Genomic DNA, 13,093 nt, shown 5'->3' with positions numbered 1-13,093 from the left:
TCACCGCGGGGCTCTTGCCGTTGGTGAAGCATCGCACATTGGTTCGGCGGCGGCTACCATCGGTGGGCCACGTCGATCACCAGCATGCTGGTGCTGCCGGCACCGGTGAGCACAAAGGTCCTGAACGGCAGCCGTGCGCGGACACCGAGCCCGAAGGACGTCTGGCCCTCGAAGCTGCCCAGGAAGGCCACCTGCCTGAAGGTGGTGTATCCGGCGACATTCTTGGCGTGGGCCCAGTTGGACGGGTTGTAGGTCGGGTTTCCGGAGAAGCTGTAGGCCGGCGCCATCACCACGATCTGCAGGTCGGCGGCCCCGGCGAGCGGAACCCGCTTTCCCTGTCCCTCGGTGTAGACGGCGGTGACATAGCGGACGTCGTAGCCCCGGACCTTGCCCTTGAGGTCGATCACCAAGCGGTCGAAGCACGCGTGCCTGCCGGTGCGGACGTTGGTGATGTGGCCGGTCGAATAGTGTGCGGCCGAATCGGCGGCCGAGCCCCAGGCGATTCCGCAATACGGGGCGGCCATTGCGGTGGCCGATGGTGCCGCGGGTGAGATGCCGAGGCCGGCTGCCACGAATACAGCGGCGACGGCGGCACCGAATTTCTTGTTCATTTTTTACACGCTTTGGAACGGTGGGTGGATAGTGCACGCACAGAATGCGCGCACCGCGGAGACAACGCAATGGGGTATGCCGGATCCGCATCACATTGCAACCCGTACGAGACCTTCGCAACGCGGGCGCCGTATTTTCAGGTTTCGCCCAATTGCATGTGCCAACCTTGTATATATGCTGCTTTTTGCCACAGGAACCCTGGACAACACCCTCGACAGCACCGTTGACGGCGTCCTTGAGAACACGAACGCGTTACCCGAACCCATACGGCCGTGGATAGTCATTGCGCTCGGCCTGCTGGCCGCAGCGGTGATCGCCATCGTGGTTTCCTTCGTGGTGGCCAGGGCGCTGAGCAACAAGCCCGAGATCGCGAAGGACGCGGCCCGTGCCCGCATGCCCCTGTGGTGGGCCCTGAACTTTGCCTTCACCAAGATCGCGATCGGGCTCACCCTCAGGGACAACGAATGGGTCAGGCTCTGGCAATTCCTGTTGCTGCTGGGCCTGGTGCTCTCCATCGCGTGGTTGGTGACGGTGTTGCTGGGGCTGCTCGAGGACATGGTGCTGGCCAAATACCGGAACGACCTGGACAACCCCCGCAGGCTGGCCAAGATGGAAACCCAGGTCGGGCTGCTGCGCAGGGTGGCCACCGTGGTGGTCATGGTGCTCGCCGTGGCCGGCACGCTGCTGACGATCCCGGAAGTCAGGGCGCTCGGCGCCGGCCTGCTGGCCTCGGCCGGTTTGATCTCCGTGGTCGCGGCGCTGGCCGTGCAGTCGTCGCTGGCCAACGTCTTTGCCGGGTTGCAGATCGCCTTCACCGATGCCATCCGCGTCAACGACACGGTCGTGGTGGAAACCCAACGCGGCAACATCGAGGAAATCACCCTCACCTACGTGGTGGTGGTGCTGCTGGACGGGCGCCGGATGATCATTCCGTCGACCTATTTCACGACGACGCCGTTCGAGAACTGGTCGCGCCGCACCACCGAGATCAACGGGTCGGTCTTGCTGGACCTCGGCTGGAATGCGCCGATCGAGCACTTGCGTGCCCGGACCGAACAGCTGCTTGCCTCCACCGACCTGTGGGACGGCCGGGTCGGTTCCTTGAACGTCACCGATGCGATCGGAGGCATCCTCAAGGTCACGATCGCCGTCAGCGCGCGCAACCCCGGGGACCTGTACGACCTGAAGAACTACCTGCGTGAAAACCTGATCGCCGAGCTGCACCAAGACTACCCGGACGTGCTGCCCCAGCCGATGGTTCCCGGCGTGCCCGCCGTCTAGGAGTCGGCAGGAGCCGCAGGAGGTCCCCCGCGCCGGGGCGCTTCCGTCCTACAGGCGCAGCGCCGCCGGCCCGTAGTCCTCGCGCCGGCGGGCGGCCGCGGTCCGCTGCTGCAGGATCGCCACCATCTGGTCGACCTTGCCGATCAGGTCGCCGATCTCCGAATCGTCGCGGTCGACCCAGCGGGTCAGCGGCTCGTCGTGCGTCGGCACGAAGTCGACGTGCGGTTCCCACACAAAAAGCGTGCGTTCGGCGCCCAGCACGTACTGCTGCCAAAACATCTGGCGCAGGTAGTGCCGCGGGATCGACTTGAACGGCTTGTTGGTGGTCTTGATTTCCGACAGCTCCACCGCGCCCGTCTCCCGGATGCCCAAACCGTCCGGGGTGGCCAGGTGGATGCGGTTCTCCGCCGCGTGGAAAAGCTGGGTGGAGGGTGCGATGCCGAAGTTTTCCTGCACCCACGCGGCGATCACCGGCTCGCGGTTCCGCCCGTGCTCGGTGTACGGGTTCCCGCCGAAGTTCGAGCCGTTCAGCTTGTCCCAGGCCGCGGACTGGATGCTGCGCGGGGTTGAAAGCTTCGCCGCATCGGTGGCGGTAATGCCCTGGGAACGGGCCCGCAACCAGGCGATCCGGTCGGAGGAATCCGCAACGATCCTCTCCAGGCAGGGCGCGGCGGGGGCATCAATCGGCAGGGAAGTCACCCGCCCCATTCTTCCCAACATTTGCCCGATCGACTAACCGGGACCCCGCCCGGGGTGTTTCCCCACGTCGGCGCGGGCCCACAGGACGCCGCCCGACGCCGCCCGGCTCCCGGCAACCGCGGGGCCGTGCGAACCCCTAACCGGAAACCTAGCCGGAAACACCGCCCGCGCGTAGCCTGAGACCATGGGCAGGATTGCGGTTTCATGCCGCAAGGATGCAGTATCCAGGTCCGGAAAGCGTCGGCCCGACCACCGCAAGGGAGACACCCGCCATGGAACGCATACTCGGCGTCAACACCTGGGTTTGGACCTCCCCGCTGACCGATGCCTCGCTGAAGGAAGTCGCCGCACATGTCGCGAGCCTGGGGTTCGACGCCATCGAGCTCCCGCTGGAACACCTGGGCGACTGGGACGCCGCCGCGGCCCGCGAGATCCTTGCCCACCACACGCTGACCCCCGTGATCATCGGAACGATGCCGCCGGGTCGCAGCCTGGTCGATGCTTCGCCGCAGGAAATCTCGGCCACGCAGGACTACCTGCGCGGAGTCGTGGATGCGGCGGCGACCCTCGGCGCGGCGACCGTCGCCGGCCCGTTCCATGCAGTGACCGGCCGCACCCGGGCCATGGGTGACCCCGAACGAGAGGCGGCCTACCTGCAGCTGCGTTCCAGCCTTGCCCCGCTGGTGGACCATGCGGCCGCACGCGGCGTCACCCTGGCGATCGAACCGCTGAACCGCTACGAAACTTCCCTGGTCAACACCGTCGACCAGGCCTTCGACGCCCTCGAGCCGCTGCTCGGCCCCGGGCTGGGGCTGGCGCTTGACACCTTCCACCTGAACATCGAGGAGCGGGACATCGCGGCGTCGGTGGCCCGGGCCGTGGGGCACATCGCCCACGTGCAGGTCAGCGGCAACGACCGCGGCACCGTCGGCGCCGACCACTTCGACTGGCACGGGTTCCTGCACGCGCTGGACCTGGCCGGCTACGCCGGGCCGCTGTGCGTCAAGAGCTTCACGGGCGCCAACGACTCCCTTGCGGTGGCCGCGTCCATCTGGCGCCCGCTGGCCAGCACCCAGGACGCGCTGGCCGCGGATTCGCTGGGCTTCCTCAGGAACCTGCAGTCCGGGGGACTGCGCTGAGCGGCCCCGTCGCCACCTCTCCCGGCACGGCTAGTCCAGCGCCAGGGCGGCCGCGGCCAGCACTTGCTGCACGCTGGGCACCCCGGAGGCCCTGAACACCTCGGTCCCGTTCCTGCGCACCACCAGCGTGGGGGTGGATTCTATGCGCAGTTCCTCGGACTCGCGAAGGTGCGAGAGCACGTCGACCTCCCGGATCCGGGCCTGCGGCAGCAGCGTGCCGGCGTCCCTGAGCACGGAGCGGGCGCGCACGCAGGGTGCGCAGAAGGTGGAGGTATAGAGCACGAGTTCCATCACCAGTGTGCAACCGCGAACCGCCGGATTCGATTCCCGCGCGCCGTCCGGCCCGTCTCCACCCTGGGTAGGAGGCCGCGTTCGCACAAGTCATCACCTGCTCCGATGCCCGACGGCACGGAACTTGAAATGCTGGTGGCATGATCGACGCAAACCTCGCACCAGAGACCCCGCCGAACCCTGCAGCACCCCCGGCTGCATCCCCGTCCCCGCATCCCGTGCTCGGCGCCCGGGCCCTGCGCCGCGCCTACGGATCGACCTTGGCGCTGGACGGGGTGGACCTGGACATCCGGGCCGGCGAGTCCGTTGCCATCATGGGCCCGTCGGGCTCGGGCAAGTCCACGTTGCTGCACACCCTGGCCGGGATCGAGCGCCCGGACTCGGGCTCCGTGCTGCTGGCGGGAGCCGGCACCGCGCCGCGTGAAATCACCACATTGGGGGAGGGGGAACGCTCCAGGCTGCGCCGCGAGTCCTTCGGCTTTGTCTTCCAGTCCGGGCTGCTGATCCCGGAGCTCACCGCGGTGGAAAACGTCGCGATGGCGCTGATGATCAACGGCGTGCCCCGGGCCGCGGCCCTGCCGCGTGCCGCGCAATGGCTTGCGGCGCTGGGCCTGGCCGGCCTGGAGGAACGGCGCATCGGCCAGCTCTCCGGGGGCCAGGCGCAACGGGTGGCGATCGCCCGCGCCCAGGTCACCGGCGCGCGGGTGACCTTCGCCGACGAGCCCACCGGCGCACTGGATTCGGCCACCGGTGCCGAGGTGCTGGCCGTGCTGATGGATTCCACCGTGGGACGCGGCAACACGCTGGTCATGGTGACCCACGATGCCGACGTCGCCGCCCGCTGCGACCGGATCATCCGCCTGCGCGACGGCCGCATCATCGCCGAGCACCAGGCCCCGGGCCGGGCGGCCTGATGCGCGCCCTGTCCCTGGCCTGGCTGCTGGGCAAGCCAAGCCGCGAACGCCGCGCCCCGATGCTGCTCACCGCCGGCGCCTACGCGCTGGTCTCCGCACTGGTCCTCACCGTCACCGCGGGCGCCCTGTCCTTCAACCGCGTCCAAAACGAGGCGACAGGCATGTACCTGATGCTCGCCGGGCTGGCCGTGGTCCTGCTGGTGGTGCCGCTCGCGGTGCTTGGCGCCGCGGCCGCGCGGCTCTCGGCCCGCAGCCAGGACCGGCGCCTGTCAACGGTGCGCCTGCTCGGCGGCACCCCGGGGCTGGTCGTGGGCATCACCGTGATCGAATCCGCCGCCGTGGCGCTGGCCGGGGCGCTTGCCGGCACGTTCCTCTATGCGGGGCTGGCGCCGGTCGTCGGGCTGGTCCACTTCCAGGGCTCGGCCATCGGCGCGGCCATGTGGCTGGACCCGGGGGTGATCGCCCTGGTCGTCGCCGGCGTGGTGGTGGTCGCGGCGCTCTCCGCCGGATTCGGGCTGCGCCGGATCATCGTGTCCCCGCTGGGCGTGCGCAACCGCACCCAGGCCCCGGCGCCGCGCTGGATCCGCGCGCTCATCGTGGCGGTGCTGGTCCTCGGCGTCTACCAGGCGTTTTCGATGATGGCCGCATTCCAGTCCCTGGCGATCATCATCGCCGTGCTGCTGGGCGGCTTCGCCATCGGGCTCGGCGCCCTGAACCTCGTGGGCCCGTGGGCGCTGGGGCTCATCGGCAAGGCCAAGCTCAAGCGCGCCGAAAGGCCCGAACAGCTGCTCGCCGCCCGCATGATCCTGGAGAACCCCGCGCAGGCCTGGCGGCAGGTCTCCGGCGTCGCGATGACCTGCTTTGTCGCAGTGGTCGGCGGCAGCGGTGCCGCGCTGATGCAATCCGCGGCGGGGGAGTCAGCCCCCGGCAGCCCCGATGCACTCATCGGCGCCGACGTGATGACCGGCGTGCTGATCACCATCGCGGTGTCCTTCCTGTCGGTCGCCTGCTCCACCGCGATCACGCAGGCCGCTGCGACCCTTGACCGGGCCGACCTCTACGCGGGCCTGCACATGCTCGGCGTCGAACTCGCGACCATGGAAAGGGCCCGCACCGGTTCTGTCATGGCCCCGGTGATCGGCGTCGGGATCGGCGCGATCGCGGTCAGTGGCGTGCTGGTGCTGCCGCTGGCCGGCATGGCGATGGTCATGGCACCGCTCTCCGTGGCCATCATCCTGGGCACGCTGGTTGCGGGCACCCTGGCCGTGCGCGGCGCGGTGGCGCTGACTTCCACAGGGCGCGCGCTGAAGCCCGGCCGCGTCGGCTGACCCCGAAAACGGTGCTGCCCCGGGCACCGATCGATCGGCACCCGGGGCAGTCGTTGTCCAATGCGCGGTCAAGCGCGCGGAAATCAGGAAAGCGGCGCGTTCCAGCTTGCGGCAAGCTTCGATTTCCGGCGGCCGTAGCCCAGGTAGATGACCGCGCCGACGGCCATCCAGATCGCGAAGACCACCCAGGTCGTCACGCCGAGGTTCAGTATCAGGTAGCCGCAGAAGGCGATCGCGAGGATCGGGGTCAGCGGGTAGAGCGGCACCTTGAAGGTGCGCGGCAGATCCGGCTGTGTGCGGCGCAGGAAGATGACCGCCAGGGACACCAGCGAGAACGCAAAGAGCGTGCCGATCGAGGTCGCGTCGGCCAGCTGGCCCAGCGGCACCAGGCCCGCCACCAGCGCCACGGAGCCGCCGGTGATCCAGGTGCCGGCCACCGGTGCGCCGTTGCGCTTGGAGATCCGCCCGAAGACCGCCGGCACCATGCCGTCGCGGCTCATCGCCACCAGGATGCGGGTCTGCCCGTAGAGCACCGTGATGACGATGGAAACGATGGACAGCACCGCGCCGGCGGCGAAGAGCAGCGCCACCCAGCCCTGGCCGGTGACCTCCTGAAGCAGCTGCGCCAGTGCGGCCTCCTTGCCGTCGAACCAGTTCCACTGGCGGGCGCCGATCGCGGAAACCGCCACCAGGATGTACAGCGCGGTGATGATCACCATCGAGAGCACGATCGCCCGCGGCAGGTCGCGCTGCGGGTTCTTGGCTTCCTCGCCGGCCGTGGAGGCGGCGTCAAAGCCGATGTAGGAGAAGAAGAGGCGGGCCGCCGCGGCCGAGACGCCGGCGGTGCCCATGGGCAGCAGCGGATCGAAGTTGCCGGAGGTGAAGGCGCTGAAGGCGATCACGATGAAGAAGAGCAGCACGGCAATCTTGATGAACACCAGCACCGTGTTGACCACCGCCGATTCGCGGGTGCCGCGCACCAGCAGCACCGTGGCGAACAAGACGATCGCCAGCGCCGGGATGTTGAACACGCCGCCGTCGGTGCCCGGGGGATTGGTCAGCGCGGCGGGCAGGTCTACGCCCAGCGTGCGGGCCATCTCGTTGAGGTACTCGCCGGCGCCCACGGCGATCGCGGCGACCGACACCGCGTATTCGAGCACCAGGCACCAGCCGCAGATCCAGGCCAGGCCCTCGCCCATGGTCGCGTACGTGTAGGTGTAGCTCGATCCGGACACCGGCACCGCGCCGGCCATTTCCGCATACGACAGCGCCGCGAAGAGCGCCGCAAGCCCGGCGATCGCAAAGGAGATCCACACCGCTGGACCCGCCATCGGCACCGAGGAGGAGAGCACTACGAAGATGCCGGTGCCCAGGGTGGCGCCGACGCTGATCATGGTCAGGTGCAGCAGCCCGAGCGTGCGGCGCAGCTTGGGCCCGTCGCCGGTTCCGTTGCCCGCCTCGGCGATGAACGCCTCGATCGGCTTGCGCGCGCCAAGTTGTTGGCGCAGCGTGGGCCTGCTCGTGCCCGGTGCTATGTTTCGCGTGGTCATGCAGAGAATCTTCGCACCCTTCGGCACCGGCGGATTCGGCCTGGTTTCGCCCCTGACCCGCGAAAAACCCCGCAATATGCAGGTCAATGAATAGTTATGAACATCGTGCGGGTGCCCGGGATGTGGGCAAACTTACCCCGAACCCCTAGTGGTTAATCGGTTTTTAGGGCCGATCGCGCACTTTGTGGAATGAAAAACCCGAAAACGCGCAATGCAAATTCACTCACTCCCGCGGGGTCGCATGCACAACGCTGCAAACGACGCGTTGCCCTTGCTGGATTCCAACGTGCAGCTGCGTCATGCGGGAACCCGCGCCGCCCTTATGGGCGAAACGGTTCCGGGTCTTTCGGTGCGAAGCCCTTGTGCCGGTTCGGGCGAGGGGTTTTCTTGCCCCGCCTGCGGTACTCGGCGGGATCGTACTCGAAGAAGCCCTGCTCGTACCCGCCGTACCCGCCAAGGGAATCCTCCTCAACGCGCACCTTTCCGGCACTTTGGCCGTCGATCTTCCGCAGCGCCAACAGCGCCTGCTCGGCCGCGTCCCTGGTGGTGAACACGCCGTGAAGCAGCTCGGCATGGCCGGCGCGTTCATTGCGTTCGTTCTGCCATCGGTAGACCAGCCAAAGGGGTTCACACTCCGGCTCGTCCATCTAGACCGCCACCGGTTCTGGGAGCAGCACATCGAGTGGCAGCTCGCGGATGTCCCATGCATCGGGATAGTCGATGAAGCCTTCGGCATCACGATGGCGGGCGATGGCCTCGCGCGCCGCCTGTTCGGAGGCGAAGAACCCGCGCGTGATGATGCTTTCCCTGTCCCTGTGGACATTGGGCAACTTGCGGATCCGCCGGTGGCGCAAAAGCCATATGGTCCCTACCGCGAGTTTCCCCTTGCTCCGCGGTTGGTCGGCTGTTATCCGGAGCATAATCGATGCGGATCCGCGCAGGAACCATCCAAGGACTGCAGCCCCGGGGGTGTCGGCCCATGCGGCGGCCCCCGCCTGCCAACGCAACGCAAAAAAACGGGAGCGCCCGTAGGCCCCAAGGCCAACAAACACTCCCGTTCCGCGGTCAACCATCCAACCGACTTCCAGTCCGGCATCGCAAAGCAACTTCCCCGTAATCCCGCGCAGAAATCGGGCAAATCACTTGCGACGGGAAAGAATCCGGGCAATCCCTACGCGAAGTACACGCCGATCCTGTTCCCGTCGATCTCCTCGATCCGGATGTCGATGTCGTACACGTCGCGCAGCACCTCGCCCTGCATGATCTGGGCGGGCGTGCCCTGGTGCACCAGCACGCCGTTGCGCATCGCCAGGATCGTGTCCGAGTAGCAGGAAGCGAAGTTGATGTCGTGGATGACGATCACCACGGTCTTGCCCAGCTCGTCGGCCAGCCGGCGGATCATCCGCATCATCTCGACCGAGTGCTTCATGTCCAGGTTGTTCAGCGGCTCGTCGAGCAGCAGGTAGTCGGTGTCCTGGGCCAGCACCATGGCGATGTAGGCGCGCTGGCGCTGCCCGCCGGAGAGCTCGTCCAGGAAGCGGTCGGCAAGCTCGGTCAGGTCCAGCTGCGCCATGGCCGAGTCGATGTGCACCCGGTCCACGGCCGTGGGGTGTCCGCCGGAGTGCGGGAAGCGCCCGAATCCCACCAGGTCGCGCACGCGCAGCCGCATGGTGATGTGGTTTTCCTGCCGCAGGATCGCCATCGAGCGGGCCAGGTCCTTGCTCGGCGTGGTGGACACGTCCAGCCCGGCGATTGACACGCTGCCGGCATCCATGGGGGACAGGCGGGAGATCAGCGAGAGCAGCGTGGACTTGCCCGCGCCGTTGGGCCCGATGATGGAGGTGACGCCGCCGGCCGGGATGTCGGTGGTGACGGAATCGACGACCCTCGTCCCGGAGTAGGACTTGACGAGGTTTTCGATGCGGATCACTTCAGGGAACCCTTCAGGAGCAGGTAGAGGAACAGCAGGCCGCCGGCGAACTCGATGATCACGCTCAGCGCCGTGGCGAAGCCGAAGACCCGCTCGAGCACCAGCTGACCGCCGACCAACGTGATGACACCGAGCAGGCATACGATCGGGATCAGCGCCGCGTGGGAGAACTTGCGCACCGTTTGGTAGGCGAGGGAGACGACCAGCAGGCCGAAGAACGTCACCGGCCCCACCAGCGCGGTGGACACCGCCACCAGCACCGAGCAAAGCACCAGCACCAGGGTGACGATGCGCCGGTGGTCGACGCCAAGGTTGATGGCCGTTTCGCGGCCCAGCGCCAGCACATCGAAGCTCTTGCGCAGACGCCAGGCCACGGCGGCGACCAGCGCGACCACCACCGCGGAGATGCCCAGCAGCACCGGGTCCACCTGGTTGAAGGACGCGAAGAACAAATCCTGCAGCACGATGTACTCGCTGGGTTCCATCAGCCGCTGCAGCAGCGACGAGAACCCGCGGAAGAGCGTGCCGATCACGATGCCGACCAGCAGCATCAGGTGCAGCGACCCGTTGCCGCCGGTGAACAGCCAGCGGTAGAGCAGCCCGGAGAACACCACCATCAGCCCCACTTCCACCGCGAACTTCAGCGACGGGGACGCCGTGAGCAACGTGGAGGAGCCCAGCGTGAAGACCAGCGCGGTCTGGATCAGGATGTACAGCGCGTCGAACCCCATGATCGACGGGGTCAGGATCCGGTTGGACGTCACGGTCTGGAACATCAGCGTGGACAGGCCGACGGCGACGGCGACCACCAGCATGGCGCCGACGCGGATGCCGCGCCGGGTCAGCGCGTAGGAGAGGTTCCCGCGCAGGTCGATCGTCATGAACAGCACGATGCTCAGCACCGCCAGAACGCCCAGCAGCGTGATGAGCACGGCGGGGGACATGCGCTTGAGGGAGAACGATCGCGGGGCGAAACGCCGCCCGGGGCGGGAGACTCCGCGCGAATGCCCGGGGGTGAGGTCGCCGTCGTCACCGGGGGAGACCGGGGTGGATGGGGCCAGGGGCTTAGCCATGGGACTTCCTGGTTCGTAGCAGCAGCGCCAGGAAGACGGTGGCGCCGAGCACGCTCATGACCATGCCCACCGGCACCTCGTAGGGGTAGCGGATGGTGCGGCCGATCACGTCGCAGACCAGCACGAAGCCCGCGCCGAAGAGCGCAGTCCACGGTACCGCGCGGCGCAGGTTGTCGCCGAAGAGCAGCGAGACGATGTTCGGCACGATCAGCCCCAGGAACGGCACCGCGCCCACGGTGGTCACCACCACCGCGGAGATCAGCGAGACCAGCACCAGGCCCAGGCGCATGATCGCCTTGTGGTTGAGCCCCAAGTTCGTGGTGAAGTCGGCGCCCAGCCCGGCAACTGTGAACCTGTCCGCCGCGACGTAGCCGATCACCGTGAGGATCGCGACGATCCACAGCAGCTCGTAGCGCCCGCGCAGCACCCCGGAGAAATCGCCGATCATCCAGTTGCTCAGCGTCTGGAGCAGGTCGTACTTGTAGGCGAAGAAGGTCGTCACGGAGCCGATCACCCCGCCGAGCATGATGCCGACGATCGGCACCAGCAGCGTGTTGCGGACCGGCAGCCGGGACAGCACCGCAAGGAAGAGCGCGGTGCCGCCGAGCGCGAACACGGACGCCACGCCCATCTTCAGGATCATCGGTGCGGCCGGCAGCGCGACGGTGACCACCAGGATACCCAGCGTCGCCGATTCCACGGTGCCCACGGTGGAGGGTTCGACGAACCTGTTGCGCACCATCAGCTGCATGATCAACCCCGCAACGGCCACCGCGGTCCCGGCCAGCAGGACGGCCAGGGTGCGCGGCAGGCGCGAGATCCACAGCAGCTCCCAGGCCTCGGCGTCGCCGGAGAGCAGCTGGGGCAGCGTGACGTCGGAGACGCCGACGAACAAACTCGCGAACGCGAGGCCGAGCACGCCCGCGGAACCAAGGACCAGCCAGGTGGTTTCGGAAATCTTTCGGGTACGCCGAACGGCCGCCGCGGGAATTTCATCCGCGGCGACCGTCTCGGGCAGCACTGGTGCACTCATGGTCTGACGGGGGTTGTGTCCGGGCCTAGAGGCCCGCCGCAACCTCGTCGATCATCTTGTTGGTGTTGTTCAGGCCGTAGCCGATCATGTACCAGGCGTTGGAGTCCAGGTTGACGATCTTCTCGTTCTTCGCGGCATTGGTGGACTTGACCAGCTCGTTGTCCAGCACGGCCTTGGAGGCCTCGCCCGCGGTGCCCATGGCCGAATCGCGGTCGACCACGTACAGGGTGTCCGGGTTGTTGGTCTTCAGGAATTCGAAGGAGATCGATTCGCCGTGCGCGCCCTCGGACTTGATGTCCGCGACGGTTGCAACGCCGAGCACGTCGTGGATCAGGCCGAAGCGCGATCCCGCGCCGTAGGCGGTCAGTTCGCCGCCGGAGGTCATGATGATCAGGCCCTTGCCCGCGTTGGCGCTCTTGGCCTTGGTGTCGGTGATCTTCGTGTCCAGTGCGGCGAGCTGTTCGTCGACCTTGGTTTCGACGTCGAAGATCTTGCCGATCTTGCCGGCCTGTTCCTTGAAGGACTCAAGCGGATTGGTGGCATCCACCGAGAGATCCACGGTCGGGGCGATCTTGGAGAGTTCCGCGTAGGAACCCGAGGTGCGACCGGTGATGATGATCAGGTCCGGGTTGCCGTTCGAAATGGCTTCGAAGTCCGGTTCCTTCATGGAGCCGATCTTGGTGACCTTCGCGTCGTTGTACTTGGCGAGGGACTCCGGGTAATTGGTTTCCGGAACGCCATCGGCCTCGAGGCCCAGTGCGTTCATCGAATCCAGTACGCCCAGGTCGAAGGTGTAGACGGTCTCCGGGTTCACCGGAACCTTGGTGGTGCCCTGCTTATGGGTGATCTCGACGGTCTTTGCGTCTGCTGCATTTGCACCGGATTCGGTGGAGCCACCGCAAGCGGTCAGAGCGAGCAGGGATACGCCGGCGGCTACGGCGCCGAGGGCAGTTCGGAAGGAAATCTTCACTGTCTTTTCTCCGTTGATGGTGCTGAAACAAGAGGCGTCGGGCAATTAGCGAACAACCTCATTGCGTAAATGGACTTAGGTGCAACGCTATAGATAAGGCGCACCTATGCGCAAACCACGGCGCCTCGAATGGGACGAGGTCCCGAGGTAGGTTTACCTAATAAACCCTATGACCTTGCGGTTTTGGCGAAAATAAGTCTCGAAATGTGATCTCGGACATAACTCAAGTTGCTGGTCAGGAACGTGTCGGTTCCCTGGTTCTCGCGAATGCTA

General features: G+C 66.9%; 14 protein-coding genes. 4 read left to right on the top strand and 10 right to left on the bottom strand.

Features of this window, described 5'->3' with window-relative positions; genetic code table 11:
- Positions 1–53: 53 nt before the first annotated feature.
- Positions 54–611, bottom strand: a complete 558-nt coding sequence (locus JOF47_RS14105) for an AMIN-like domain-containing (lipo)protein (protein WP_209999556.1) — start codon at positions 609–611, stop codon at positions 54–56.
- Between the two features lie 175 nt (positions 612–786).
- Here JOF47_RS14105 and JOF47_RS14100 point away from each other — a divergent pair, with 175 nt between their 5' ends.
- Positions 787–1,893, top strand: coding sequence for a mechanosensitive ion channel family protein (locus JOF47_RS14100; protein ID WP_245356375.1), 1,107 nt, complete (start codon positions 787–789; stop codon positions 1,891–1,893).
- Positions 1,894–1,941: 48 nt separating this feature from the next.
- On the opposite strand, the gene JOF47_RS14095 is transcribed toward JOF47_RS14100, so the two are convergent.
- Complete coding sequence (locus tag JOF47_RS14095; protein WP_342592791.1) at positions 1,942–2,592, bottom strand: YqaJ viral recombinase family protein; 651 nt, start codon at positions 2,590–2,592, stop codon at positions 1,942–1,944.
- 272 nt (positions 2,593–2,864) lie between these two features.
- Between JOF47_RS14095 and JOF47_RS14090 the strand changes: the two genes are divergently transcribed.
- The gene (locus JOF47_RS14090) at positions 2,865–3,731 is read left to right on the top strand and encodes a sugar phosphate isomerase/epimerase family protein (protein WP_209999550.1); all 867 of its coding nucleotides are present in this window, start codon (positions 2,865–2,867) and stop codon (positions 3,729–3,731) included.
- A gap of 30 nt (positions 3,732–3,761) precedes the next feature.
- On the opposite strand, the gene JOF47_RS14085 is transcribed toward JOF47_RS14090, so the two are convergent.
- Positions 3,762–4,022 carry a thioredoxin family protein gene (locus tag JOF47_RS14085; RefSeq protein ID WP_209999549.1) on the bottom strand — a complete coding sequence of 87 codons (261 nt, stop codon included), beginning with the start codon at positions 4,020–4,022 and terminating at the stop codon, positions 3,762–3,764.
- Between the two features lie 140 nt (positions 4,023–4,162).
- On the opposite strand from JOF47_RS14085, the gene JOF47_RS14080 reads away from it, so the two are divergent.
- Together JOF47_RS14080 and JOF47_RS14075 are read left to right on the top strand one after the other, a co-directional pair.
- Positions 4,163–4,936: an ABC transporter ATP-binding protein gene (locus tag JOF47_RS14080; protein WP_209999547.1), complete on the top strand. Its 774-nt coding sequence runs from the start codon at positions 4,163–4,165 to the stop codon at positions 4,934–4,936.
- Positions 4,936–6,264, top strand: coding sequence for a permease (locus JOF47_RS14075; RefSeq protein ID WP_209999545.1), 1,329 nt, complete (start codon positions 4,936–4,938; stop codon positions 6,262–6,264). Before JOF47_RS14080 ends, JOF47_RS14075 begins: the two co-directional genes overlap by 1 nt.
- 83 nt (positions 6,265–6,347) lie before the next feature.
- On the opposite strand, the gene JOF47_RS14070 is transcribed toward JOF47_RS14075, so the two are convergent.
- From JOF47_RS14070 to JOF47_RS14040, 7 genes are all read right to left on the bottom strand, one after another.
- A complete protein-coding gene (locus JOF47_RS14070; RefSeq protein ID WP_209999543.1) occupies positions 6,348–7,814 on the bottom strand; it encodes an amino acid permease in 1,467 nt (488 codons plus the stop codon).
- Between the two features lie 320 nt (positions 7,815–8,134).
- Positions 8,135–8,461: a hypothetical protein gene (locus tag JOF47_RS14065; RefSeq protein ID WP_209999541.1), complete on the bottom strand. Its 327-nt coding sequence runs from the start codon at positions 8,459–8,461 to the stop codon at positions 8,135–8,137.
- Complete coding sequence (locus tag JOF47_RS14060) at positions 8,462–8,644, bottom strand: hypothetical protein (RefSeq protein WP_209999539.1); 183 nt, start codon at positions 8,642–8,644, stop codon at positions 8,462–8,464.
- Between the two features lie 341 nt (positions 8,645–8,985).
- Positions 8,986–9,744, bottom strand: a complete 759-nt coding sequence (locus tag JOF47_RS14055; RefSeq protein WP_209999537.1) for an iron ABC transporter ATP-binding protein — start codon at positions 9,742–9,744, stop codon at positions 8,986–8,988.
- Positions 9,741–10,817 carry an iron chelate uptake ABC transporter family permease subunit gene (locus tag JOF47_RS14050; protein WP_245356374.1) on the bottom strand — a complete coding sequence of 359 codons (1,077 nt, stop codon included), beginning with the start codon at positions 10,815–10,817 and terminating at the stop codon, positions 9,741–9,743. Before JOF47_RS14050 ends, JOF47_RS14055 begins: the two co-directional genes overlap by 4 nt.
- On the bottom strand, positions 10,810–11,850 hold the full coding sequence (locus JOF47_RS14045; RefSeq protein WP_209999535.1) for an ABC transporter permease: 1,041 nt from the start codon (positions 11,848–11,850) through the stop codon (positions 10,810–10,812). Before JOF47_RS14045 ends, JOF47_RS14050 begins: the two co-directional genes overlap by 8 nt.
- 25 nt (positions 11,851–11,875) lie before the next feature.
- A complete protein-coding gene (locus JOF47_RS14040) occupies positions 11,876–12,820 on the bottom strand; it encodes a siderophore ABC transporter substrate-binding protein (RefSeq protein ID WP_209999533.1) in 945 nt (314 codons plus the stop codon).
- Positions 12,821–13,093: the final 273 nt, after the last annotated feature.

Source organism: Paeniglutamicibacter kerguelensis, from assembly GCF_017876535.1.
Lineage (GTDB): Bacteria > Actinomycetota > Actinomycetes > Actinomycetales > Micrococcaceae > Paeniglutamicibacter > Paeniglutamicibacter kerguelensis.
This window is presented reverse-complemented; position numbering and strand designations above follow the sequence as displayed.

Bases quoted from the DNA above. Each gene is read 5' to 3' on its own strand.
- JOF47_RS14105 (WP_209999556.1), bottom strand. From the start codon at position 611: ATGAACAAGAAATTCGGTGCCGCCGTCGCCGCTGTATTCGTGGCAGCC.
- JOF47_RS14100 (WP_245356375.1), top strand. From the start codon at position 787: ATGCTGCTTTTTGCCACAGGAACCCTGGACAACACCCTCGACAGCACC.
- JOF47_RS14090 (WP_209999550.1), top strand. From the start codon at position 2,865: ATGGAACGCATACTCGGCGTCAACACCTGGGTTTGGACCTCCCCGCTG.
- JOF47_RS14085 (WP_209999549.1), bottom strand. From the start codon at position 4,022: ATGGAACTCGTGCTCTATACCTCCACCTTCTGCGCACCCTGCGTGCGC.
- JOF47_RS14080 (WP_209999547.1), top strand. From the start codon at position 4,163: ATGATCGACGCAAACCTCGCACCAGAGACCCCGCCGAACCCTGCAGCA.
- JOF47_RS14075 (WP_209999545.1), top strand. From the start codon at position 4,936: ATGCGCGCCCTGTCCCTGGCCTGGCTGCTGGGCAAGCCAAGCCGCGAA.
- JOF47_RS14070 (WP_209999543.1), bottom strand. From the start codon at position 7,814: ATGACCACGCGAAACATAGCACCGGGCACGAGCAGGCCCACGCTGCGC.
- JOF47_RS14065 (WP_209999541.1), bottom strand. From the start codon at position 8,461: ATGGACGAGCCGGAGTGTGAACCCCTTTGGCTGGTCTACCGATGGCAG.
- JOF47_RS14050 (WP_245356374.1), bottom strand. From the start codon at position 10,817: ATGGCTAAGCCCCTGGCCCCATCCACCCCGGTCTCCCCCGGTGACGAC.
- JOF47_RS14045 (WP_209999535.1), bottom strand. From the start codon at position 11,850: ATGAGTGCACCAGTGCTGCCCGAGACGGTCGCCGCGGATGAAATTCCC.